Below are 24137 nucleotides of genomic sequence, written 5' to 3'. Positions count from 1 at the left end.
CGGCCATTCGGCCGGTTCCCCGGGGTCAGCCGGCGGCGGCCAGCACGCCGTCCAGGTAGGCGTTGCGGAAGCGGCCCTCCGGGTCCAGTGACTCGGCGAGGCGCCGGAAGTCCGCCAGCCGGGGGTAGCAGGCGGCGACCGCCGCCGGTGTCGCGGCGGTGACCTTCCCCCAGTGCGGGCGGGCGCCCAGCGGCAGCAGCCGGGACTCCACCTCCGCCAGGACGGGGAGCACGGTCTCGACGTCCTTCACCCAGGTGAAGTGGACCGCCGTCGAGTCCCGGCCCCCGGTGGGGCTCAGCCACAGGTCGTCGGCGGCGATGGTGCGTATCTCCGCGGTCTGGAGCACCCCGGCGAACCGGGCCGCCATCCCGCGCAGCTCCCGCACCGCCTCGACCGCCCGCTCCCTGGGCAGGAACAGCTCCGACTGCAACTCCTCGCCGCGGCTCGGCATGAACTCGGCCCGAAAATGCGGCAGCCGCTCGTGCCAGGGGCCCGGGACCCCGCCCTGCTCGGTGCAGAAGGTGGCCGGCATCCCCGGTATGGGGTGCCAGGGGCCGGAGGCCGCCGAGCCGCCCAGCCACCGCTCGCCCGGGTGGCGCGCCTCCTCGCGGTCGAGCCGGCGCTTGAGCAGGACGGTGGCCCTCTCGCCGTGGAAGTCGGAGAAGACACTCACGCTGTAGGCGCTGGCGGCGATCTCCGGATACCCGGCGACGACCGCCTCCAGCGGCACGTCCGTGGTGACCCACTGCGCCACCTCGAACGCCGGCTCCACCTCCAGGGTGAGCGCCGTGACCACGCCCAGCGCGCCCAGATGCACCACGGCGCCGGGGAAGCGCTCCGGGTCGGCCGCGCGGCTGAGCGTGAACAGCTCGCCGTCGGCGCCGACGAACTCCATCGCGGTGACCGCCGAGGCCAGCCCGCGCAGCCCGTTGCCCGAGCCGTGGGTGCCGGTCGCCACCGAACCGGCGACGGAGATGTGCGGCAGCGAGGCGAGGTTGGCCAGGGCGAGGCCCTCCGCGTGCAGCGCGGCGGTCAGCTCGCCATAGCGCATCCCGGCACTGAGCGTCACCAGCCCGGCGTCGCGGTCGATCTCCACCCGGCGCGGCAGCCCGTCCACCCGCAGTAGGTCGCCCTCGGTGTCCGCTATCCGGTTGAACGAGTGTCCGCTGCCCAGCACATGGGCCCGCTGAGCACCGGCGACGATCTCGCGCAGCTCGTCGAGCGAGCTCGGTCGATGGAGCCGCGCGGCGCCGAAGGTGATGTTGCCCGCCCAGTTCCGTGTCCGAGCCTCGCTTGTCCGCATGGATCGACCGTAATACGAAACCGGCCACCGAGAGTAGTGGCCCTGGGGAGGATTCTGGCGGCGGGTGTCCGGCGGACGCCCTACGTCGGCCGAGGGAGCGTGCGCCACCGCGGTTCACCACGCCCCGGGCGCGCGCCCCGTCTCGCATGGCGAGCGCGCCATTGACGCTCCCGGGGGGCCGTGCTTGCATCGAACCATGCCCGGTGCCCGGACCCTGACCCGCCGCCGCTGCGTGGACCTGCTCCGCGTGGCCGCCGCGATGTGTCCCGTCTGCCGCTGATCCCGCCGACTCACCGGCCCGGGCCGCGCGTTCCCCGTTCCTCCCGCTCCCCGGCGGGTGACGTCCTCGCGCGCTCCTGAGGCCCCGGCCCCCTCCCGCTGCCGCCCGACCGGCCCGTGGCCGGCGGTTCCCCTCTACTCACGGCCTCACCGAGGCCGCTCATCGCGCGGTCGACCCCCGCGCGCCCCCCGCTCGCATGGCGATCGCCGCGCGCCGGGGCGTGTGCGCTGCCGGTCGGCCGCCCGCCGTGAGGAGCGACGCCTTCATGTCCCTGACCTTCCACTGGTTCCTGCCCACCAGCGGCGACAGCCGCCATGTCGTCGGCGGCGGCCACGGCACCCCGGTCAACGCCGCCGGCGCCGACCGGCCGCCCACCGTCGACTACCTCGGCCAGATCGCCAGGGCGGCGGAACACGTCGGCTTCGCCGGCGCGTTGACCCCCACCGGCGCCTGGTGCGAGGACGCCTGGCTGACCACGGCGATGATCGCCCAGCACACCGAGCGGCTCAAGTTCCTCGTCGCCTTCAGGCCGGGGCTGATCTCTCCGACCCTGGCCGCGCAGATGGCCACCACCTACCAGCGCCAGACCGGCGGCCGGCTGCTGCTTAACGTGGTCACCGGCGGCGAGAGCCGCGAACAGCGCGCCTACGGCGACACGTTGGACAAGGACGCGCGCTACGCCCGCACCGACGAGTTCCTCGGCGTGGTACGGGGGCTGTGGCGCGGCGAGACCGTGGACCACGCGGGAGACCATCTGCGGATCGAGCGGGCGCGGTTGACCCGGCTGCCGGACCCGGTCCCCGAGGTCTACTTCGGTGGCTCGTCGGCCGCCGCGGGGCCCGTCGCCGCCCGGCACGCCGACGTCTATCTCACCTGGGGCGAGCCGCCGGCCCAGGTCGCCGAGAAGATCGCCTGGGTGCGCGGCCTCGCCGAGGCGGAGGGGCGGGAACTCCGCTTCGGGGTGCGGCTCCACGTCATCACCCGCGACACCTCCGACCAGGCGTGGGCCGAGGCCCGGCGGCTGCTCTCCGGCTTCGGCGCCGCGGAGGTCGCCGCGGCCCAGCAGACCCTGCGGCTGAGCGAGTCGGAGGGCCAGCGGCGGATGCTGGACCTGCACAACGGCACCCGCGACAACCTGGAGATCCACCCGGGCCTGTGGGCCGGCATCGGCCTGGTGCGCGGCGGCGCCGGCACCGCGCTGGTCGGCAGCCACGACGAGGTCGCCGCGCTGATCGACGAGTACCGGGCGGTCGGCATCGAGGAGTTCGTGCTCTCCGGCTATCCGCACCTGGAGGAGGCGTACTGGTTCGGGGAGGGCGTCCTGCCCCGCCTCGCCGCCCGCGGCCTGTGGGCCCGCCCGGGCCACCCCGCGCCGGAACCGGCCGCGGCACCGGCCACCCCGGTCGGCGCCCGATGACCGGGCGCGGCCCCGCCCCGGCTCGACACCCCTGCGGGGCAACGGAGTTGGCCGCCACCGCACCGGAGTCCGCCACCGCACCGGAGTCCGCCACCGCACCGGAGTCCGCCGCCACGGCGACGGAGTCCACCGCCACCCGATCCGAGGAGTACTGATGGCCGTTGTCCTGTCCCTGTCCGGAAGTCCCTCGCCCACCTCGCGCACCGCCAGGCTGCTGCGCCACCTCGACGCCAGGCTCGAACTCCAGGGCCACGAGGTGATACCGCTCGACGTCCGCGCCCTGCCGGCCGACGCCCTGCTCGGCGCCGACCCGCGCCACCCGGCGCTCGTCGAGGTCAACCAGCTGCTGGCCGGCGCCCAGGGGGTGGTGGTCGGCACGCCCGTCTACAAGGCGGCCTACTCCGGGCTGCTGAAGTGCCTGCTGGACCTGCTGCCGCAGTACGCGCTGACCGGGAAGACGGTGCTGCCCCTGGCCACCGGCGGCAGCTCGGCCCATGTGCTGGCCGTGGACTACGCGTTGCGCCCGGTGCTCTCCGCGATGGGCGCCCGGCATGTCACCCCCGGCTGGTTCGTGCTCGACCGGGACATCCAGAGCGACGCGGGCGGTGCGGTGACCCTGGCGCCGACGGCCGCCGAGCCGCTGGAGCAGCTGGTCGACCTGTTCTCCACCGAGTTGGCCGCGCGCGGGGCGCGGTCGGCGGCGGTGGCCGGGCTGTCGGGCGCGGCCCTCTGAGCCGAGCGGCGTTACCCACCCCGAGCCGAGCGGCGTTGCTCCGAGCCGAGCGGCGTTGCTCCGAGCCGGGAGGCGTGTCCCCGCGCGGCTCCCCGCGCCCCGGAAGTCCCGGGGCGCGGGAAGGCGCCCGGGGCTCAGCCCCCGCCGATGCCCCAGGTCTCGGCCAGCAGCCGGTAGGAACGCAGCCGGGCCGCGTGGTCGTGGGCGATGGTGGTGATCAGCAGCTCGTCCGCTTCGGTGAGGTCGCGCAGCCGGGCCAGCCCTTCAGCGACCCGGTCGGGCGTCCCCACGAAGCGGGTGGCCAGACGGTCGTCGACCAGGGCCAGTTCCTCGTCGTCGAGCTCGAGGTCGGCGGCCTCCTCCGGCGTCGGGTAGGGGATGGCCCCCTGTCCGGTGCGGATCGCCCGCACCCAGGGGCCGTAGCCGGCCGCCAGCCGTCGCGCGGTGGGCTCGTCCTCGGCGACCAGCACGTCGGCGGAGACCTGCACCCGCGGCGCGGGGTGCTCGGCGGTGGGGACGAACGCCGCGCGGTAGGCGGCCACCGTCTCCAGGATCGTCCCCGGACTCACGTGGTAGTTGGCGGTGAACGGCAGGCCGCGTGCCCCGGCGACCCGGGCGCTCTCGCCGCCGCTGGAGCCCAGCACCCACAGCTGGAGCGCGGCGCCCTCGCCCGGCACCGCCTGGACGGGGTGGCCGTCGGGGGTGCGGAACGTGCCGGCGAGCAGGGCGCGGATCTCGTCCACCTGCTCCGCGTAGTCGCGCGGCTGGGCGCCCGGCGGGCGCAGCAGCTCCTGGCGCGCCGCGAAACCGGGCAGGCCCAGCAGCTTCCCCGGAGCGAACGGCGGCGGGACCACCACCCCGTCCACCGTCCGCGTCGGCCGGGGTTCGGGCAGCGGAACCGGCAACCCGCCGTCCCGGGCGACGCGTTGACCGGCCCGGCCCAGGCCGAGGTCGACGCGGCCCGGAGCGATCGCGTCCAGGGTGCCGAACTGCTCCACCACGGACAGCGCCGTGGGAAAGCCGAGTTGGACCGCGCCCGAACCCACCCTGATGGTGCGGGTCGCGCCGGCGACCAGCCCGATCACCAGCGCGGGCTGGGAGCTGGCGACCCCGGTCGCCAGATGGTGCTCGGCCAGCCAGTAGCGGTGGTAACCCCACTCCTCGGCGTGGCGGGCGAGATCGACGGTGTTGCGCAGCGCGGTGCCGGCGTCGGCGCCTGAGCTGATCGGCGCCAGGTCGAGGACGGACAGCGGCACGGTCTTTCGGGACACGGGACCCCTTTCGCGGTGGGCGGCACGGTGTGGTGGCGGGGTCGGGGCTCAGCCGGCGCCGTGGCCCGCGGTGGTGGGCACGGGCCGGACGGCCTCCGGGCGGGGGAGGCCGTAGTGCTCGCGCAGGGTGCGGCCCTCGTACTCCTCGCGGAACAGGCCGCGGGCGCGCAGCAGCGGCACCACCTGCTCCGCGAAGACGTCGAAGCCGCCGGTCAGCCACGGCGGCATGATGTTGAAGCCGTCGGCGGCGCCGTTCTCGAACCACTCCTGTATCTGGTCGGCCACCTGCTCGGGGGTGCCCACCACGACGCGGTGGCCCCTGGCGCCGGCCAGCCGGTGCAACAGCTGTCGCACGGTGGGCTGTTCGCGGTCGATGATGTCCAGGATCACCTGGAACCTGCTGCCGTTGCCGCGCTCCCCGCCGGTCTCGATCAGCTCGCGCGGCACAGGGCCGTCCAACTGGGCGGTGGTCAGGCGCAGTCCGAGGATGCGGTGCAGCATCTGGAGCGAGTACTCGGGCTGCGTCAGCTCGTTGAACTCGTCGTGCAGCGCCCGCGCCTCGGCCTCGGTCGCGCCGATGAACGGGCTGATGCCGGGCAGCACCAGCAGCCGGCCGGGGTCGCGGCCCACGGCGGCGGACCTTCGCTTGACGTCGGCGTAGAACTCCTGTCCGCTGGCCAGGGTCTGATGGGCAGTGAAGATCGCCTCGGCGTGCCGGGCGGCGAACGCGCGGCCGTCCTCCGAGGAGCCGGCCTGCACGTAGACGGGGCGTCCCTGCGGGCTGCGGGGGATGTTGAGCGGGCCGCGCACGCGGAAGTGCCTGCCGTGGTGCTCGACCGGATGCACCCGATCGGTGTCGGCGAAGAGCCCGGAGACCGGGTCGGCGACCAGCGCCTCGTCCTCCCAGCTGTCCCAGAGCTTCGTCACCACCTCGACGAACTCCCGCGCCCGGTCGTAGCGTTCGGCGTGCACCGGGTGCGCGTCGAGGCCGAAGTTGCCGGCCGCCTGGGGCGCTCCGGTGGTGACGATGTTCCAGCCGGCCCTGCCGCCGCTGAGGTGGTCGAGGGAGGCGAAGAGCCGCGCCAGGTTGTACGGCTCGAAGTAGGTGGTGGAGGCCGTGGCGATCAGCCCGATGCGTTCGGTGACGGCCGCGAGGCTCGCCAGCGAGGTGAAGGGCTCCAGCCGGAACCTGCTGGCGTAGCGCACGTTGTCGGCCAGCGCCGGGCCGTCGGCCAGGAAGACCGCGTCGAACTTCTCGCTCTCGGCGCGGCGGGCGATCTTCTGGTAGTAGTGGGCGTCCAGCATCCGTTCGGGTGCCGAGCCCCGGTAGCGCCAGGCCGCCTCGTGGTGGCCGCCCGGGTAGACGAAGAGGTTGAGCCGGAGCTGACGCGGCGTCATGCGCGGGCCTCCCGTGCCGGTTCCGGGCGGGTCGCGGACGCCTCGGTGGACCCGCCCCGGCCGTCGGGCGGTTCGGGGAAGCCGTCCTCCTCCGGGAGGCCGTCGAGCGCGGGGTCGAGGCCCAGGAGGGTCAGCAGCCGGTCGCGCAGCGCCGCGTAGCTGGCGGTGCCGGGGCGGCGTGGGGCCGGCAGCTCGACGCGCAGGTCGGCCGCGATCCGGCCGTCGTCGAGCACCACGACGCGGTCGGCCAGCGCGATGGCCTCGTCCACGTCGTGGGTGACCAGCAGCACGGCCGGACGGTGCCGGGCGCACAGCCGCCGCAGCAGCGCGTGCATCCGCAGCCGGGTGAGGGCGTCCAACGCGCCGAACGGCTCGTCCGCCAGCAGGAGTTCCGGCTCGCGCACCAGGGAGCGGGCCAGCGCGACCCGCTGCTGTTCGCCGCCGGACAGCTCCACCGGCCAGGCGGCCTCCCGCCCGGCGAGGCCGACCTCGGCCAGCGCCGTCCTGGCACGTTCCACCGCGCCGGGGCCCGGCAGCCCGAGCGCGACGTTGTCCACGACCCGCTTCCAGGGCAGCAGCCTGGCGTCCTGGAAGACCACCGAGACGTTCTCCGGCGCGGTCAGCTCGGCGTACCCGGTGACCTCGCGGTCGATGTCGGCGAGCACCCGCAGCAGGGTGCTCTTGCCGGAGCCGCTGCGGCCGATCAGCGCCACGAACTCGTCGGGCGCGATCTCCAGGTCCAGCTCGTCCAGTACCCGGCGGCCGGCGAACTCCCGGACCAGCGAGGTGATCCGGACGGCGGGCGCGGCGGTCAGTCCGCCAGGGTGCGTTGCCATGTCAGCGCCTTTCGTTGGGCCAGCCTGACCAGGCCGTCGGAGATCAGCCCGAGCAGTCCGTAGACCACCAGGCCGACGAGGATGACGTCCGTCTGGCCGTAGGTGCGGGCCAGTTCCATCATGTAGCCGATGCCGCTGGTGGCGTTGACCTGCTCGACCACCACCAGCGAGAGCCAGGCCGAGGTCACGGCGAACCGCAGCCCCAGCAGGAACCCGGGCAGCGCGCCGGGCAGCACCACGTGCCGCAGAAAGCCCCGGCGGCTGAGCCGCAGCGTCTCGGCCAGCTCGACGTAGCGGCTGTCGATGGAACGCAGCCCGTGGTGGGTGTGGATGTAGATGGGGACCAGCACGCCCAGCGTGATGGTGATGACCTTCATGGACTCACCGATGCCGAACCACAGGATCAGCAGCGGGATCAGGGCGAGGGACGGGATGGAGCGCTTGATCTGGACGGGGCCGTCGATGATCCCCTCGCCCAGCCGGCTGAGTCCGGCGACCAGCGCCAGCAGCAGGCCGATGCCGACGCCGAACACCAGCCCCGTGAGGGCGCGTTCGGTGGAGGCCGCCAGATGCTCCTGGAGTCGGCCGTCCTCGATCAGTTCGCGGGCGGTGGCGAGCACGTCCCAGGGGGCGGAGAGGTTCCGCTCGTCGATCCAGCCGGCGGCCGAGCCGACCGACCAGATCGCCAGCAGCAGCAGCGGCCCGATCGCCCAGGCGAACGGGATGGGCCGGCCAGGGCCGAGCCTCCTGCCGCGCCGCCGCCTCGGCGGGGCCTGCCGCGGGCGGCCGTCGCCGGCGCCCGGGGGCCTGGGCGCCGCCTCGGCGGCGGGCGCCGCGCGGCCTGACACCTCGGTGCTCATCGGGAACCGCCCTCCTGGTCCTCGCCGGTCTCCGCCGCGACCGCCTCGGCGGCGACGGTCTCGAACCGCCGGTCGAAGAGGAGTTCCGCGTCGAACGGCTCGTTGCCCAGCTCCTCGGCGAGCAGGTCGATGGTCTGCTGCTGGCGTTCGATGGCGCCGCTCCAGTCGGCCGGCAGGTCGGGGTGGCCGTTCTGCTCCACCAGATAGGCGCCGTCCTCCGGGGTGAGGCCCTGGTCGGCGACGTAGTAGCCGGCGATCCACTCCTCGGGGTGCTCGTCGATCCAGATCTGGGCGCGGGCCCAGATCCGCACGAACTCCCGGATCGCCGCCGCCTTCTCGGGGTCGCTCACCGACGAGGTCGGAACCCACAGATGGCCAGGGTCGTCCCGCAGGCCGTGCGGCAGGAGGGTGCCGCCCTCCGCCCCGTACTGCTCGACATAGCGCCGGATGTGGACGGAGCCCAGCGGGGCCACCTCGACCTGTCCGCTGCCGAGCGCGGTCGGGTAGACGTCGCCGGTGCTGGGCAGCTCGACCAGCTCCACGTCCTCGGGCGTGAGCCCGCCGGCCGCCAACACCCGCAGGATCAGGGCGCCCTGGGCCTGCCCCGGGCTGAAGGCGATCTTCCGGCCGCGCAGGTCCGACAGTTCCTCGACGTCGGCGCCCGGCGCGATCCCCAGCTGGTAGATCGGGTTGGCGATGGGGTCCTGGCGGAACTGGGCCGCCACCAGCCTGGTGTCGAGACCGGTCCAGTGCGCGTGGATCGAGGGGATCTCGGCGGCCGAGCAGACGTCCAGCGAGTCGGCGCGGAACGCCTCGGAGCACTGGGGGCCGCCGCTGAGGTTGGCCCACTCCACCTCGAAGGGGATCTCGTCGACCAGCCCCGAGAGTTCGAGGGCCACCTCGGCCTCCGGGGCGCCGATGGTGAGCTTGGTGCCGGGGGAGACCGTCTCGGGGATGGGCGTGTCGGCGAGCTCGGCGGCGTCGGCGGTCGCCGGGTCCTCGGCGCAGCCGGTCGCGAGCAGCAGGGGGCCGAGCAGCAGCGCCGCGACGAGCGCGGTGCGCCGGCGCGCGGCGGGGGAGCGGGGTGGCAGGCCAGGTCGAGGCATAGGTGTTCCAGGGGTGAGGGGGCGCCACGAGGCGGCGGCACGCCGGGCTGGCGTCGAGGAGTCGAGGAGGGGAGGGGGCGGAGGCGTCCGCCTCGCGGCGCGCGACAGCGGTGCCGGGCGCGAGGCGGGGAGCGCGAGACGCGGGGCGCGGCCCTGAGGCGAGGGCGCGCGGGGAGGCCGGGACGGCCGGGACGGCCGAGGGGTCGGCGGTCAGCGACAGATGGCGGTGCTCACGCGCATCAGATCGACGGCGCGGCGCTCGGTGAACTGCTCGGAGGTCCGCATGTCGGGGAACGTAGCGAACGCCTGAGCGAAGGGTCAAGGCGTCGGGAACGGCGCCGGGACGCCGTTCCGACGCCCGTCGCGCGGTGGTCACGCCGGAGCAACGCGGGGCAACACTGTGACGCCCAACGCACCGCCCTCACCAGGGGGTCGAGGGTGGAGGGCGGCGGCGGTGCCGGTGGGTTAAATCGGTGTGACGGCGTCCACGGAGCGGACCGCGCGCCGCGGTGTCCGCACCGGAGCCGCGCACCGGGGGGTTGGTCGCGCCGCCGGGAGGGCACGTTCCGGTCTGGTCGGTTCCATACGCCGGGGCCCCTGTGCCCGAGGCGAAAAGCGCATTATCGTCCTCTCTGGCCGTATTGCAGGTTCACTCCCGGGAGGCCCCGACCATGCCCGAACCGCTGGGCGTTCAGCTCTACACGGTGCGCGAGGCGCTCACCGCCGACCGCGACGCCACACTCCGCCGGATCGCCGACATCGGGTACACCGCCGTCGAACCCTACGACCCCACCGACGACCCCGAGGGCTTTCGCGCCCTCGCCGACGCGCTGGGCCTCACCGTGCCCGCCATCCACGCGGTCGCCCTGCTCCGCGAGGACGAGCCGGGGCGCGTGCTGGACGCCGTCAACACCATCGGCACCGAGCTGGCCATCATCCCCGCCGGCATACCCGAGGAGGACTTCACCACCCGCGACGGCATAGCCCGCGCCGCCGACCTCCTCAACGGGCTCGCCGAGACCGCCGCCGGCCACGGCGTCCGGCTGGGCTACCACAACCACTGGTGGGAACTGGAGCCCGTGATCGACGGCCGGCACGCCCTGGAACACCTCGCCGAACTCCTCGACCCCGCCGTCTTCCTGGAGGTCGACACCTACTGGGCCGCCCTCGGCGGAGCCGACGTCCCCGCGCTGCTGACCGGCCTCGGCGACCGGGTGCGCGCCCTGCACGTCAAGGACGGACCCCTCACCAGGGACGGCGCCCACCTCGCTGTCGGCGCCGGGGCGATGCCGGTGCCCGAGGTGCTCGCCGCGGCGCCCGAGGCGCTGCGCATCGTCGAACTGGACAGCTGCGACACCGACCTCTTCGAGGCCCTGGCCGCCAGCCGCGCCTACGTCACCGCCCTGGAGCCCGCATGACCACCGGACCCGTGGGCGTCGCGATCGTCGGCGCCGGAGTCATCAGCGGCGCCTACCTGGAGGCCCTCACCAGCTTCCCCGACGTCCGCGTGCTGGCCGTCGCCGACCTCGACACCGAACGCGCCACCCGGGTCGCCGCCGAGCACGGCATCCCCGTCGCCGGCGACCTCGACACCGTGCTGGCGCTGCCCGAGGTCGAGATCGTCGTCAACCTCACCGTGCCCGCGGCCCACGCCCAGGTGGCGACGGCCGCCGTCGAGGCCGGCAAGCACGTCTACGGCGAGAAGCCGCTGACCATCGAACTCGCGGACGGCGAACGCCTGCTGGCCGCCGCTGCCGCGCGCGGACTGCTGGTGGGCAACGCGCCGGACACCTTCCTCGGCGCGGGCATCCAGTCCGCGCTGCGCGCCGTGCGGGCCGGGCACATCGGCACCCCGATAGCGGCGCACACCGCCGTCCAGAGCCTCGGCCCCGAGGGATGGCACCCCGACCCGGCCTTCTTCTACCAGCCGGGCGCCGGCCCGCTCTACGACGTCGGCCCCTACTACCTGACCACCCTGATCGCCCTCTTCGGCGGCGTCTCCCGGGTCGCCGCCACCGCCCGCACCGGGCGCGCCAACAGGACCACCGGCTCGGGCCCCAGGGCGGGCGAGGAGTTCCCCGTCGACGTGGCCACGCACGTGAGCGCGCTGCTGGAGTTCCACTCCGGGCCCAGCGCGGCGTCCGTGTTCAGCTTCGACTCGGCGGCGCCCCGCATCATGTTCGAGGTCATCGGCAGCGAGGGCGCGCTGGCCGTGCCGGACCCCAACACGTTCACCGGGCCCGTGCGGGTCCGGTCCCACGGCTCCGACGACTGGTCCGAACTCCCCGTCACCGGCACCACCGCCGGCCGGGGCATCGGCGTCCTGGAGATGGCCCGCGCCCTGCGGACCGGCCAACCGCACCGGGCGTCCGGCGAGTTGGGCCTCCACGTGCTCCGCACGATGGCCGCGGTGCTGGACTCGGCGGAGGACCACACCTTCGCCGGCGCACACGAGGAGACCCCGCTCGCCGCGCCCCCGCCGCTGCCGGCGGAGTGGGACCCGTACACGGCCGAGGTCGCCTGACCCTCCCGGCGCCGCGGACGACCGCTCAACCGGCCGGTCCGGCCGGGCCGTCGTCCGCGGCGCGCCGCTCCGCCCGCGCGCGGTCCCCGCGACGCGGTCACCCGCTGTCCCGCGCGGCGATGAGTTCCGGGGGCCTCCGCGGTCTACCCGTCGTCAGTCCGTCGAGAAGGATGGCGAGGAGCCCTCATGCCCAAGATCCGCCCGTGTCTCTGGTTCGACCGGCAGGCCGAGGAGGCCGTCGACCTGTATCTGTCGGTCTTCGACGACTCGCGCGTCGTGCACGTCGAGCGCTACGGCGAGGCCGGCCCCCGGGAGGAGGGACTGGTGATGACCATCGAGTTCGAGCTGGCCGGCCAGAGCTGTGTCGCGCTCAACGGGGGGCCCGAGTTCCACTTCAACGAGGCGATGTCCCTCTACGTCTCCTGCGAGACCCAGGAGGAGATCGACCGCTACTGGTCGGGGCTGACCGCCGACGGCGGTCAGGAGGGCCCCTGCGGCTGGCTGAAGGACCGGTTCGGCGTCTCCTGGCAGATCGCGCCCACGGTGCTCGACGAGCTGATCGCCGACCCGGACCGGGCGAAGTCCGCCCGCGTCACCCGGGCCATGCTCGGCATGGGCAAGCTCGACATCGCGGGCCTCCGCGCCGCGGCGGACGCCGCCTAGCCGGCGGGGCCGGCGGGGCCCGGCGGGCCCGGTTCGCCGTACTGGATCGCGCGGGTCGGCAGCACCACCCGGCGCGGGCCGGGGGCCCCGGTCGCCGGCCCGCGCAGGCGGTCCAGGAGCAACCGGCCGGCCTCCCGGCCCAGTTCGTCGCTGTCGTAGGACTGCACCGAGAGCGGCAGCCCCAGCATGTCCGCCAGCTCGAAGTCGTCGAACCCGGCCAGCGCCACCCCGCGGCCGGCCCGGCGCACCGCCCGGAACGCGCCGATGGTGTTGCGGTTGTTGGAGCAGAACAGCGCCGTCGGCGGCTCCGGCAGCGCCAGCAGCTCGCCGGCGGCCTCCTCGGCGCCCGCCACGTCCACCGGCCCCTGCCGCACATAGCGCTCGTCCACCGTGACGCCGGCCGCCGCCAGCGTCTCCCGGTAGCCGCGCAGCCGTTCCACGCTGGTGTGCACGCTCGCCGGCGGCCCGAGGTAGCCGACGGCGCGGTGCCCCAGCGCCAGCAGCCGTTCCGTCGCCTCCACCGCGCCGCCGTGGTCGTCCACCAGCACATGGTCGGCGGCGAACCCCATCGGCGGGCGGCTGGCGCAGACCACCGGCACGCCCTGCGCCGCGGCCTGCGCCAGGTGCCGCTGGTCCCCGCCCGCCGGCACCACCACGATTCCGTCGACGCGGCGCGCCACCAGGTCGGCGACCAGGTCGCGTTCGTTCTCCACGCTCTGCCGCGTGTTCCCTATCACCGTCTTCAGGCCGTGCGCGCCGACCACGCCGTCGACGCCGAGCGCGAGCCGGGAGTAGAACGGGTTGGCCAGGTTGGTCACGACCAGCCCGACCAGGCCGCTGCCGTGCCCCAGCCGCAGGCTGCGGGCGACGGTGTTGGGCCGGTAGCCCAGCGCGGCGACCGAGGCCAGCACCCGTTCCCTGGTGGCGGCCGAGACGCGGTCGTCGTCCCGCAGCACGCGGGTGACCGTCATCGCGCTCACCCCGGCGTGCCGCGCGACGTCCCGCAACGTCGGTCGCGTGCCCGGGGAGTTGGCCGTCTCCGGCATGGGGTCCGCCGTCCTTTCTCCCGCCGCCGGGTCACCCCCCGGCCGCGACCAGCGCCGCGCCCAACAGCGGCGCGTCCGCATCCCGTTCGCTCGGGCCGATGGTAACCACCCGCGCCGCGTCCCCCAGACCCGCGCGCAGCGCCGGGCCCACCAGGTCCCAGGAGCCGGCCATCGAACCCCCGACCACCAGGCCCGTCGCCCCGAACGAGGTCAGCACGGGCGCCAGCGCGCGCCCCAACGCGGCGAAGCCCTCGCGCACCACCCGCCGGGACCTTTCCTCGCCCGCCCTGGCCCGCGCGGCGAGCGCCCGCACGTCAAGACCCGGCTCCCCGCCGTAGCGGGCCAGCAGCGCGCGGCGCGAGACGGTCTCCTCCAACGGGCGGCCCCCGATCGTCAGCAGGTCGACCCGCCCCTCGGGCGGCACCCCGGGGCCCGAGGTGACGAGCGCGCCGTCCGCGAGGAACGCCGAGCCGACGCCCGTGCCCAGGGTGATCCCCACGCACCGCCGGTGGTGCCGGGCCGCGCCGGCGTGCCACTCGCCGAGCAGGAACGCCCGCGCGTCGTTGACGAAGGCGACCCGCCCCGGCGGGCCGGGCAGCCCCTCGGTCAACGCCCGGCCCACCGCGACGCCCCGCAGGCTGTCGAACTTGCCGACGCCGGTGAACTCGCCCACGCCCCGCGCGTAGTCGAAGGGCCCGGGGATCGCGACCCCCCACGCCGCGCCCGCCGCGGTCGGGTGGACCGCGGCCAGCGCCCACGCGCAGCCGGTGACCGCCGCCAGGATCTCCCCGGCCGGCCCCCGCCCGTCCAGCGGCGCGCGCCGCCTGGCGGCGACCCGGGCGGCGCCGGGCGCCACCAGCGCCGCCGTCACATGGGTGCCCCCGATCTCCAGCACAGGGACCGGCCGGTCGCCGCCGACCGGACTCAACGGACCAGCGCCTTCACCACCCGCGCCCCGCCCGGCGCCGGCCGCAGCCGGTACCCGCCCACGGCGGCCGGCACCGTCAACGTCTCGGAACGCGCCAGCGGATGGGTGTCGCCCGACTCGGTGACCACGGTGACGCCCTCGCCGTCCACCACGTTCAGCACGTGGAAACCCCCCTCCGTGTGGTCGTCCGCCACCGCGTCGCCGTCCAGCGTCACCCGCCGCACCTCGTAGAAGACCTCGTCCAGCGCGCCCAGCAGCTCCTCGTACCAGCCGGGCCCCTCCCGCAGCCGCCGGGGCGCCGGCACCAGTTCGTCGGCGACCCGCGCGCCGCGCCGCCCCGACTCCAGGTTGTCCAGGGCGTGCCGGTACGGCAGCGGGCGCGGGCGGCCGTCGGCGTCCGGCCGCAGCCAGTCGTAGAACCGCAGGCTGTAGAGGTAGGGCGTGGCGCTGATCTCCAGCACCACGTTGCCCGCGCCGCTGGCGTGCGGGGTGCCGGCGGGGATCAGGTACAGCTGTCCGGGCTCGGCGGGGAACGTCAGCACGTGGTCCTCGGGCCGCATCGGCACCCCGTCGCGCGCGGACGCCGTCACCTCGTCGCGGAACCGTTCGCCGTCGAAGTCCTCCCGCACGCCGAGGAACACCCGCGCGCCCGGCGCGCCGCGCGTCACGTAGTAGGTCTCGTGCTGGGTGTAGGACCAGCCGAACCGCTCCCGCATCGCCTCCTCGCGCGGATGGCAGTGCAGCGACAGGTCGCCGCCGCCCTCCGTGTCCAGGTAGTCGAAGCGGACGGGGAACGACGTGCCGAAGACGGCGTGCGCCCGCGCGCCCAGCATCTCCTCCGGGTGGCGCACGCACAGCAGTTGGAACGGAACCTCCACCTCGTGCCCCGGCCCCTCGCCGACCAGCACCCCCGACTCGGGGGCGATCAGCTCGTAGCCGAGGGCGGTGTTCCGCGCGCCGGGGCGGAAGCCCAGCTCGCGCTGCGCCCAGTGGCCGCCCCACGGCGTGGAGTTGAAGTACGGCCGGGTGCGCACCGGCCGGCGCGCCAGGACGGCGAGGGTGGCGCGCAGCCCGTCGCCGTCCAGCCAGCCGGGGGAGGCCGGGTCCTGGACGTCCAGCCAGCCGTCGATCCGGTCGACCAGCGCGTCCCGGTGCCGGTCGAGCATCGGCCAGTCGGCGTAGAACAGCCGCCGCGAGTCGGCGGGTTCGCCCTTCGGCAGCCCGAGATGGGCGCCGACGCCGGCGCCGACCGCGGCCTCGGCGTGCCGCTTGGGCAGGTCGACGTACCAGAGCACCCGGTGCGCGACCAGCGCGGCGCCGGGACCGTAGACCAGCGTCAGCCCCTCGTCGGCGGGGGCGCACTCCGGGGGCGCGTCGAAGAGCGCGTCGAGCGTCGCCTCGGCGAGCCGGGGGAAGTAGGGGTCGTCGGCCTCGGGCGGCACGGTGCGCGCCCGCACCACCTCGGGCGGCGCGTAGCGTGCGCGCACGTCCCTGGCGGTCACGGCGCGTCCCGCCGCGTGGAGTTCCGTGGTGAGACGGTCGACGACGGCGGTCCAGTCGACGGTGGGCGGGCCGTCCAGGGCGACCACGGACGTGGCGTCGGGCAGGCGTTCGCTCACCGCGCGCCAGCCGGTGACCAGGTGGGCCTTCGGTGCCGGGGAGTAGCGCGGATCGAGGCGGTACACGGTTTCTCCTAGAAGCTCCTGGGGGCCGGCCGGTCGGGCCGGCCCCACGCGGTGGTGGTGCGGGGCGTGGCTCAGGCGGGTCGCAGCAGCACGCCGACGGTGCCCAGCGTCGGGACGGGCACGGTCAGCCGCCCCTCGCCGTCCGGGGCCAACTCCCCCGTGGTCTCGCCCAGATAGGTGGCCGTCCAGGCCCCGGCGACGGGGAAGAGCGGCGTGACCGGGCACTCCAGCGGCTCCTCGGCGAACGACTGGAGCCGCAGCAGCACCGCGCCGTCCCCCTCGGTGACGGCCCCGACCAGCCGGACGCGCGCCTCGCCGACCTCGACGAAGCCGAGCGAGGCGACCGCCGCCGCGTCCGAGGCGGCGGCGCGCGCCCGCACCGCGTGCAGCGGCCTGCTGGTGGCGGCGGCGGTACGCGGCCCCAGGTCGGCGGCGCGCGCGGTCGGGGCGCACGCCACGCTGTAGCGGAACGGCAGCGTGAACGCCTGCGCGCTGGGGAAGTTGGTGTCCCACAGGTTGTTGTGGATCCAGGAGAAGACCGTCGCCGGCTCGTCCTCCTCCAGCGTCTTCGGGAACGGCGCGTAGGGCAGCGCGATGTTGCCGAACTGCACCAGCGGCGCGTCCTGCGTCGACCAGGCGACCGTCAGCTCCTCGTCGGCCAGCGTCACCCAGCGCCGCACCGCCCTCATGTGCGGCGCCGACCCCGGGACCACCGGCAGCCCGTCGCCCGTCAGCCCGCCGGACGCCTCCATCCGCACCCGCGGCGCGTCCAGCGCGAACGGGAAGGCGAAGTAGGCGGACTCCTTGCCGAGGGTGGCGTCCTTGTCGACGGTGTTCTCGATGTCCAGCCTGGCGACGCCGTGCGGCAGCGTCAGCGTGGTGCGCACCGTGTGGGCGCCGGCCGGGCGGGTCTCGTAGACCAGCACCTCGGCGACCTCCGTCGTGCGCCGGTCGATCAGCGCGGCCGGCGGGGCCACCGCCCGCGTGCCGAGGTGCTCCAGCCGGTCGGAGGCCGTGGTGCGGCTGGAGTTGTGGTTGAACGCCCCGGCCGTCGTGTAGCTGTCGTGCAGATAGCCGTTGAAGCCGACCAGCGCGTCCTGGTCGACGAGTTCACGCCCCGTCGCCAGGTCCACCACGGAGGCGACGGCGGCCCGCGCCAGGTCGACCGTCACCCGCAGCGCCTCGTTCTCCAGCACCGTGGCGTCCGGCCTGGCCAGCGCCCTGGCCGCGGTGGCGGCCGGGTCCTCGCGGTCGGTGCCGCCGGTCGGGTTCCAGCCGGTGGCCGACTTCACGGTCTCCGACTCCCCGCCCCCGTCCGCCGTCTCGTCGCGCACCCGCACGTCCAGCCGCACCGACCCGGCGGCCGGCACGTCCGCCACCCGCGTCCGCAGGAAGCGGCCCGCGTCCCGGTGCGTGTCGTTGACCTGTGGCCGCTCCTGGTGCGCGAGCCGCGCGCCGGTGCGGGCGTCGCGGATCTCCACCGGACGGTCCAGGTCGACCGTCGACTCCGGCAGGAACAGCTCGGCGACCTCGGTGCGCGGGAACGAGCAGGTGTTGACCACGTGGAACGCGGCGGCCACCCCCGTCGGCGGCGCCAGCCGCTGCCCGAGCCGGGCGCCGGCGCGGTTCAGCAGCGCCCTGCCCTCGTCGTGTCCGCGCCTGGCCTGCCCGTACTTCCAGTGCCACTGGTCCTCGCCCGAGTGCCCGTGGTCGTGGCCGTGGGTCCACGGGTCGCCCGCGCCCCAGGTGTGCTCGTCGAAGAGGGAGACCGCCTCGTAGACCGGTTCGGCGCCCCTCGTGTCGTCGGCCGCGTCGGCCGCGCCGAGCAGCCCGGCGAAGGTGCCCAGCGTCTGGGCGTCGGCCACCTCGCCCTGCGCGGTGCGGGCCAGCGACAGCGGCATCGCGCCGGAGCCGACGCCGTCGACCCACCAGTCGGTCCAGTCGCCCTCGTAGGTCTGGATCCCGTCGCCCAGCCGCTCCTCGGCGTCGGCGAAGAAGTCCTCGTTGCGGGAGAGCCGCAGCTTCGGGTAAGCCCAGGTCTCGTTCCAGCGGCGCACGGTGTCGGCGATGATCCGGCGCGGCGGCGCGTTGTCCCCGAACTTGCCCTGCACCCGCAGGTGGAGCACGTCCCACGGGTACGGCTCGCGGCTGATGGTCGCCTCGTCCATCGCCCAGCCGAAGATCCCGCCCGGGTAGGGGTACGGGTTCTCGGCGAGCGAGGTCAGATACGCCGGCAGCAGGTCGTCCACGCTGCGGTAGTCGCTGTCGAAGCCGAGCAGCGGGCCCTCCATGTAGGCCAGCCCGTGCGGGGTGTCCGTCATCCACACCAGCAGGCTCCGCCCGCTGGGCGCGCGCCAGCGGAAGAGCCGCGGCAGGTGCTCGCCGCCGACCAGGTGGGGGACGGAGCGCCCCGCCCAGTTGTGCGCCACCGACAGGTAGCGCACCCCCGCCGAGGTCAACGCGTCGATCATGCCCACCACATGGCCGGGCACGTCGGTCTGCATCGCCGAGGTGAAGCGCACCCCGTGGCGCCGCGTCACGTCGCGGGACAGCCGCAGCAGCTCGTGCAGCTCGTCCGTCGAGCAGGTCTCGCTGTGCAGGTTGAACGGCATGGCCGTCAGCTCGATCCGGCCCTGCCGCACCCGCCGCACGAACTCCTCGACCTGCTCGGCCGGCCGCGCCTCGGCCCACTGCCGGAACGACCACAGCGACTCCACGCACCAGCGGAACCGCGACTCCTCCGGCCAGTCGTCGGTCTGCCCGGTCAGCTCCAGGCAGGAGTCGAGGAACGACAGGTGCTCGGCCAGCACCCGGCCCTGCGGGTCGGTGTAGCCGATGTCCAGGTGCGAGTGGTGGATCAGGTGGACGGTCCACCGCCGCTGCCGGGTCAGGGTGACCTCGACGCCGCCGGGGGCGTCGGGCCGGCCGACGGTGACGCGCTGGTCGGCGTCGACGGCAGGCAGCAGCAGCCGCACCGAGCCGCCGGGGCCCGGCTCCCGCACCACCGGCAGCGCGGCGCCGCCCGGCGTGCGCACCGCGAGCGGGCCGAGGTCGGGGGCGCCCGCGGTCGGGGTGACGCGCAGCGACTGGAGCAGCCCGCCGTCCTCGGCGCGCTTCAGCAGGGGTTCCACGGTCAGCCGCACGGGGACGCCGCCGAGGTCGCCCTCGGCGGAGACGACCCGCGTGCGCAGGCTCTCGCGTATCCGGTCGTTGTCCCACGCGGTGGCGCGGACCAGGGCACGGGTGGTCATGGCACTCTCCAGAGTGAGGGGGAGCGGGGCGGTGGTTCTCAGCGGGCGCTGGCGGTGATGCCGCGCAGGAAGAGCCCGCGGAAGATCAGGAAGACCAGGAGCGTGGGCACCGAGACGATCAGGGCGCCGGCCAGGATCACCGGCGGCCCCGAGGAGGCGTAGGCGCTGTTGAGACTGGTGAGGGCCGCCATCACCGGCTGCACCTCGGGGCTGCGGCTGAGCGTGATGCCGAAGAGCAGGTCGTTCCAGACGGAGGTGAACTGGAAGATGAACGCCGCCCCCAACCCGGGCAGCAGCAGCGGCACATGGATCTGCCAGAACAGCCGCCGGAAGCTGGCGCCGTCCAGCATCGCCGCCTCGGTGACCTCGGCGGGCAGCGTCGCCATCTGGTTGCGGATCAGGAAGAACGCGAACGGCACCGCCCAGGCCGCATAGATCAGCATCAGGCCGAGCCGGGTGTCGTAGAGGTTGGCGTCGGCGTAGAGGCCGAAGAGCGGCGCGAGGAACATCTGGAGCGGGAAGACCGTGCCGGAGTAGATCACCCAGAACCACAGCGCCGGCCTCGGGACGGGCAGCACCACCACGGCGAACGCGGCCATCGCGGCCACCACCACCCCGGCGGCGCCGCAGACCACGGCGTAGAACAGGGAGTTGAGGAAGCTGTCGCCGATGGCGGCGTCCCGCCAGGCGATCGCCATGTTGTCCCAGAGGGCCAGGTCACTCGGCACCCAGCTGGGCTCACCCGGGTAGGACTCGGCCGGGATCATCGCGTTGACCAGTAGCAGGTAAAGCGGTACCAACCACAGCAGTCCACAGGTCAACAGCAGTACCGTGCGCAGGGTACGCGCCACGTTCGTGCGTGCTCTCATCGCTGTCGTCACCCCTCAGGACCTGGCCGACTCGGGCATCTGGCGGCGGAGATAGATCCAGGCGGAGGCGACCACGACCACCGTCAGCACCAGTGCGATGGCCGAGCCGTAGCCGACGTGGAAGAGGCGGAACGTCTCGCGGTACATGGTCAGCGCGAGCGTCTCCGAGGAGCGCGAGGGGCCGCCCTTGGTGAGGACCCAGATCATGTCGAACGCCTTGAGGCTGTTGACGATGGCCATGCCGACGACCACCACCGTCACCGCCTTCAGCTGCGGAAAGGTGACGTGCCGGAAGAGCCGCCAGCCCGTGGCGCCGTCCAGCGCGGCGGCCTCCAGCGTCTCCCGCGGGATGGCGCGCAGCCCGATGGCGAAGAGCACCACGTTGAGCCCGGTGCCCTGCCAGGTGCTGGCCACGATCATCGCGATCGTGTTGTGCGGCCACTCCAGCAGCCACGGGTGCGCCAGCGAGTCGAGACCGACGGCGCGCAGCACCTGGTTGATCGCGCCGTCACTGGTCAGCATGAAGTTCCACAGCACCGCCGTCGCCGCGCCGGAGATGGCGTAGGGCAGCACCACCAGCAGCTGGATCACCCCGCCCAGCCGCATCCGGTGGGTGGCCACCGCGATCAGCAGGCCCAGCAGCACCGGCAGCAGCAGCGTGCCCACCACCCACATCAGGGTGTTCAGCAGCGAGCGGGAGAAGATCGGGTCCTCGGCGAGCCGGGCGTAGTTGTCCAGCCCGACGAAGCTCCGCTCGAAGCCGTTGTCCTCGAAGAGGCTGCCGTAGACGCTGCGCAGAAACGGGTAGACCAGCAGCACCCCGACCAGTGCCAGCGCCGGCAGCAACCAGGGGATCGGGGTCAACGGTCCGCCCAGCGCCCGCCCCTGCTTCCTCCCGGTGCGGGGGGAGCGCACCGGCACCCGCACCCGGGGGCGTGGCGGAGTCGCGCGCGGGGCGCTCAGGGTCTCGCTCACGACTTCTCCGCCTCCCGCCAGACCTGCCAGGCGTCGTCGGCGCGTTCCTGCATCGTGGCGAGCGTGGAACGGGCCGACGACGGGTTGAGCAGAAAGCCCGCCAGGTCGTCGACGGTGGCCTCGACCAGCTCCGGCGGGCCCAGCTCCCAGAAGCGGTTGAGCATGCGCGCCCCCCGCTCCCGCACGGTGCTCACGACGCCGTCCAGCAGCGGATTGGCGGGCGCCACCCCGGGGTTGGGCGAGCCGTCCTGGAGGGTGGAGCTGAACGCGCCGGCCACCTCGGGGTGCAGCCATGCCGCCGCGGCCTCCAACGCCTCCTCGCGGTCGGGCCCCTTGACGGTGCACACCAGCGCGCTGGACTCGAAGATCACGGCGGGCGGTGTCTCCGCCCGGGCCATCGGCAGCACGAACGCGTCGATGTCGCGGCCCGGTTCGCCGCCGGCGTTGATCAGGTTCGGCGTCATGAAGGTGCCGCCCGGCATCATGCCGAGGCTGCCGCGGACCACGGAGGCGGCGGCGTCCACGTGGTTGGTGTCCAGCGCGGTGAACCAGTCGTTGTCGGCGAACTCCGCGATCGTGGTCAGCGCCCGCTCGGCGCGCGGGTCGGTGTAGCGCTCGCGTCCGTTCATCAACCCCTCGTAGAAGTCGGGGTCCTGGCGGCTGAGCACCTCCATGAACCAGATGAACGCGGGCCATCGGCCGTCCGTGGTGGCGTGCAGTGGGGTGATCCCGGCGGCCTTGAGCGCGGCGCAGGCGTCCAGGAACTCCGGCCAGGTGGTGGGGGCGCGCAGGCCGAGGTCGGCGAAGACCTCGGTGTTGTGGAAGAAGACCCAGTAGGTCAGGTTCATCGGCAGCCCGTACACCCGGTCCCGGTAGGTGAAGGCCGGCCGCAGCGTCGGGTCGACCCACCCCGCGGACTCGGCGGTGTCCCAGGCGCCGGTCAGCTCCTCGATCCCTCCCGTGCGGGCCAGGTCCATCAGCCGGTAGCCGGACCAGTACTTGAGCATGTCGGGCGTCTTGCGGGTGCGTAGCGAGGACTTGACGATCTGCTCGAACGACTCCATGGAGGGGATCACCTCGGGGACCAGTTCGACGCCGGCCACCGAGCGCATCGCGTCCCCGGCCCGGACGAGCGGTTCGCGCCAGTCGTTGTTGTCGCCGTGCAGGGCGACCTTTCCCGCCGGCTGGCTCATCGCGGAGCCGCAGGCCGTGGCGAGCAGACCGGCGGTCGCGGCCGTCAGCAGGGTCCGTCGGGCCAGCGGCGGGGGGCGGTGGAGGGCGTGGCTGCGTGCGGGCATAAGCGGCTCCCGGGCTGAGTGTTATCGTTAACACATGTCGAGCAGCTTGCTGCCGCCGCGGTCGGGGTGTCAAGAGTCGTGCAACGGGCGACTGTCGGTGATTTACCGTGATTGACGGTGGCATGGAGTGATCGGTGCCGACATGCCGCCCGACACGCCGGGAGGGGTGGCGCGGCCGGGGCACGGGGCCCGACCGCGCCACCCCTCCCGGGTGGTGCCGATCAGAACTGACGCGGCGTCAGCCGAGCGAGCGGCTCAAGCCGACGTTCTCAAGCGACAGTTGGACCTGGCGCAGCTTCTCGTCCGACAGCGGCTCGCTGTCGGTGCCGCAGAGCGCCTCGTCGAAGTAGCGGACCACGGCGGCGTCCACCGGATGGGGGTTGAGCGTGCCGTCCTCGGCGATGGTCTGGTAGTGCGTCACGTTGTAGCCGATCGACGCCTGACGCTCGCCGTCCTCGCTGGAGAACGCGAGGGTGCTCGCGCCCCAGACGACACCGTCGTGCCCCCAGAAGGTGCCGCAGGGGAGTTCGACCTCGTACACGCCGAGGCCGTAGGAGCCGACCGCGTTGCCGTTCCCGTCGAGCATCGGGACCGTCTCCAGCATCTCGGCCAGCTGCTCGTCGGGCAGCAACTCGCCGCTGAAGAGCGCTCGTTGGTACTCGTTGAGGTCCGTCATCGTGGAGACCAGCGCACCGGCGGCGCCGGCCCACGACATGTCGTACTCCGTGTAGTCGCCGCCGGGCGGCTCCTCGGTGCCGTGCAGCGGGTCGTAGAGCCGGGCGTGCGGGGCCGGCAGCTCGGGCGAGTCGGGGAAGAAGGTCTCGTCGAGACCGGCGCGTTCGATCACGTGCTCGGTGACGTACTCCTCGACGGAGACGCCGGTGACCTCGCTCAGCAGCAGCCCGGCGAGGATGTAGTTGGTGTTGGAGTAGGAGTTGCGCTCCCCCGGATCGCCGGTGCGGGGGGCGGAGAGCCCCATCTCCACCAGGTCCTCCGGCGCCAGCTCGCGGTAGCGGTGCTCCTCCAGGCTCTCCGGCGAGGGGTTCCGCAGCGAGGGGAAGGCCACGTGCACGTAGTCGCCGATGCCGCTGGTGTGGTTCAGCAGCATCCGTACCGTGACCCCCTCGCTCAGCGAGTCGGGCAGGGTGCCGGCCGGCAGGTAGTCGGCCGCGAGCCCGTCCAGCTCCACGGTGCCCTCGGCGACCTGCTGGAGCACCGCGATCGAGACGAAGCTCTTGGTGATGCTGCCGATGCGGTGCCGGGAGTCGGCCTCGGCCGGGATCTCCTCGGCCACGTCGGCGACGCCGGCCGCGCCGGTCCACCGGCCGTCGCCGTCCTGGGCGGCGCCGTAGGCGCCGGGCGCGCCGGCGGCGGGTATCCCGGCGAGCGCGCCGTCCAGGCGCGACGCGTCGGGCTCCGCGGCGGACTGGGCCGAGGCGGTGGGAACGGTCAGGGCGCCCAGGCAGAGCGCGGCGGAGGCCGCGCCCGCCGTCCATGTGGTGCGCCGCGGGCGTCGGGAGGAGGCGGTCACGCCTGCTCCTTCCTCTTGTCGGGGGCGGTCGTGTGGCTTGAGCTGGTCCATTCTGCCCAGTTCGCGGAGTGAATTTCCTCCTGCCGGAGGGGGATTCGGACCCCGAGCCGGCTGCACGGGTCGATCGACCCCCGGACGCGCGCCTCCTCCGTGAGGAGTGGGC

20 protein-coding genes are annotated in these 24137 nt (G+C 74.2%); 5 read left to right on the top strand and 15 right to left on the bottom strand.

Translation table 11 applies throughout. From position 1 onward, the window contains the following. Nucleotides 1-25: 25 nt before the first annotated feature. Nucleotides 26-1303 (bottom strand): D-arabinono-1,4-lactone oxidase, encoded by a 1278-nt coding sequence (locus tag FH715_RS12205; RefSeq protein WP_139644371.1) that lies wholly within the window; start codon nucleotides 1301-1303, stop codon nucleotides 26-28. 545 nt (nucleotides 1304-1848) lie between these two features. On the opposite strand from FH715_RS12205, the gene FH715_RS12200 reads away from it, so the two are divergent. Together FH715_RS12200 and ssuE are read left to right on the top strand one after the other, a co-directional pair. Next, nucleotides 1849-3000, top strand: a complete 1152-nt coding sequence (locus FH715_RS12200) for an LLM class flavin-dependent oxidoreductase (RefSeq protein ID WP_139644369.1) — start codon at nucleotides 1849-1851, stop codon at nucleotides 2998-3000. 154 nt (nucleotides 3001-3154) lie between these two features. Then, a complete protein-coding gene (gene ssuE, locus FH715_RS12195; protein ID WP_139644367.1) occupies nucleotides 3155-3733 on the top strand; it encodes an NADPH-dependent FMN reductase in 579 nt (192 codons plus the stop codon). A 134-nt stretch (nucleotides 3734-3867) separates the two neighbouring features. On the opposite strand, the gene FH715_RS12190 is transcribed toward ssuE, so the two are convergent. The 6 genes from FH715_RS12190 to FH715_RS29540 form a co-directional block, all read right to left on the bottom strand. Continuing rightward, nucleotides 3868-5004, bottom strand: a complete 1137-nt coding sequence (locus tag FH715_RS12190; protein ID WP_139644365.1) for an LLM class flavin-dependent oxidoreductase — start codon at nucleotides 5002-5004, stop codon at nucleotides 3868-3870. 48 nt (nucleotides 5005-5052) lie between these two features. Next, the gene (locus tag FH715_RS12185) at nucleotides 5053-6402 is read right to left on the bottom strand and encodes an LLM class flavin-dependent oxidoreductase (RefSeq protein ID WP_139644363.1); all 1350 of its coding nucleotides are present in this window, start codon (nucleotides 6400-6402) and stop codon (nucleotides 5053-5055) included. Beyond that, a complete protein-coding gene (locus FH715_RS12180) occupies nucleotides 6399-7238 on the bottom strand; it encodes an ABC transporter ATP-binding protein (RefSeq protein WP_139644361.1) in 840 nt (279 codons plus the stop codon). The genes FH715_RS12185 and FH715_RS12180 overlap by 4 nt, the downstream gene beginning before the upstream one ends. Beyond that, nucleotides 7214-8098, bottom strand: a complete 885-nt coding sequence (locus tag FH715_RS12175; RefSeq protein WP_139644359.1) for an ABC transporter permease — start codon at nucleotides 8096-8098, stop codon at nucleotides 7214-7216. The genes FH715_RS12180 and FH715_RS12175 overlap by 25 nt, the downstream gene beginning before the upstream one ends. Beyond that, nucleotides 8095-9204 carry an ABC transporter substrate-binding protein gene (locus tag FH715_RS12170; RefSeq protein WP_139644357.1) on the bottom strand — a complete coding sequence of 370 codons (1110 nt, stop codon included), beginning with the start codon at nucleotides 9202-9204 and terminating at the stop codon, nucleotides 8095-8097. The genes FH715_RS12175 and FH715_RS12170 overlap by 4 nt, the downstream gene beginning before the upstream one ends. Nucleotides 9205-9414: 210 nt before the next feature. Then, nucleotides 9415-9489 (bottom strand): putative leader peptide, encoded by a 75-nt coding sequence (locus FH715_RS29540; protein WP_369333351.1) that lies wholly within the window; start codon nucleotides 9487-9489, stop codon nucleotides 9415-9417. Between the two features lie 386 nt (nucleotides 9490-9875). Between FH715_RS29540 and FH715_RS12165 the strand changes: the two genes are divergently transcribed. From FH715_RS12165 to FH715_RS12155, 3 genes are all read left to right on the top strand, one after another. Continuing rightward, nucleotides 9876-10622, top strand: a complete 747-nt coding sequence (locus FH715_RS12165) for a sugar phosphate isomerase/epimerase family protein (protein WP_139644355.1) — start codon at nucleotides 9876-9878, stop codon at nucleotides 10620-10622. Next, the gene (locus FH715_RS12160) at nucleotides 10619-11728 is read left to right on the top strand and encodes a Gfo/Idh/MocA family protein (protein WP_139644353.1); all 1110 of its coding nucleotides are present in this window, start codon (nucleotides 10619-10621) and stop codon (nucleotides 11726-11728) included. The genes FH715_RS12165 and FH715_RS12160 overlap by 4 nt, the downstream gene beginning before the upstream one ends. Nucleotides 11729-11914: 186 nt before the next feature. Then, complete coding sequence (locus FH715_RS12155) at nucleotides 11915-12391, top strand: VOC family protein (protein ID WP_139644350.1); 477 nt, start codon at nucleotides 11915-11917, stop codon at nucleotides 12389-12391. Here the strand turns inward: FH715_RS12155 and FH715_RS12150 are convergent. The 8 genes from FH715_RS12150 to FH715_RS12115 form a co-directional block, all read right to left on the bottom strand. Next, a complete protein-coding gene (locus tag FH715_RS12150; RefSeq protein WP_139644349.1) occupies nucleotides 12388-13437 on the bottom strand; it encodes a LacI family DNA-binding transcriptional regulator in 1050 nt (349 codons plus the stop codon). The two genes, FH715_RS12155 and FH715_RS12150, sit on opposite strands and share 4 nt — an antisense overlap. Nucleotides 13438-13468: 31 nt before the next feature. Then, a complete protein-coding gene (locus tag FH715_RS12145) occupies nucleotides 13469-14365 on the bottom strand; it encodes an ROK family protein (protein WP_139644346.1) in 897 nt (298 codons plus the stop codon). Further along, a complete protein-coding gene (locus FH715_RS12140) occupies nucleotides 14362-16050 on the bottom strand; it encodes a class I mannose-6-phosphate isomerase (protein ID WP_139644344.1) in 1689 nt (562 codons plus the stop codon). Before FH715_RS12140 ends, FH715_RS12145 begins: the two co-directional genes overlap by 4 nt. 71 nt (nucleotides 16051-16121) lie before the next feature. Beyond that, nucleotides 16122-19301: a glycoside hydrolase family 38 N-terminal domain-containing protein gene (locus FH715_RS12135; protein WP_139644342.1), complete on the bottom strand. Its 3180-nt coding sequence runs from the start codon at nucleotides 19299-19301 to the stop codon at nucleotides 16122-16124. 38 nt (nucleotides 19302-19339) lie between these two features. After that, nucleotides 19340-20170 carry a carbohydrate ABC transporter permease gene (locus FH715_RS12130; RefSeq protein WP_139644340.1) on the bottom strand — a complete coding sequence of 277 codons (831 nt, stop codon included), beginning with the start codon at nucleotides 20168-20170 and terminating at the stop codon, nucleotides 19340-19342. A gap of 15 nt (nucleotides 20171-20185) precedes the next feature. Further along, on the bottom strand, nucleotides 20186-21145 hold the full coding sequence (locus tag FH715_RS12125) for a carbohydrate ABC transporter permease (RefSeq protein ID WP_139644338.1): 960 nt from the start codon (nucleotides 21143-21145) through the stop codon (nucleotides 20186-20188). Beyond that, entirely contained in the window at nucleotides 21142-22443 is a 1302-nt protein-coding gene (locus FH715_RS12120; RefSeq protein ID WP_139644335.1) for an ABC transporter substrate-binding protein, read from the bottom strand. The genes FH715_RS12125 and FH715_RS12120 overlap by 4 nt, the downstream gene beginning before the upstream one ends. A gap of 238 nt (nucleotides 22444-22681) precedes the next feature. Next, nucleotides 22682-23974, bottom strand: coding sequence for a serine hydrolase domain-containing protein (locus tag FH715_RS12115; protein ID WP_170184709.1), 1293 nt, complete (start codon nucleotides 23972-23974; stop codon nucleotides 22682-22684). Between the last annotated feature and the right edge of the window lie 163 nt (nucleotides 23975-24137).

Source organism: Streptomyces sedi, assembly GCF_006335015.1.
GTDB lineage: Bacteria > Actinomycetota > Actinomycetes > Streptomycetales > Streptomycetaceae > Streptomyces > Streptomyces sedi.
Note: the sequence above shows the minus strand (reverse complement) of the source record. Positions and strands in the feature narration are given on the sequence as shown.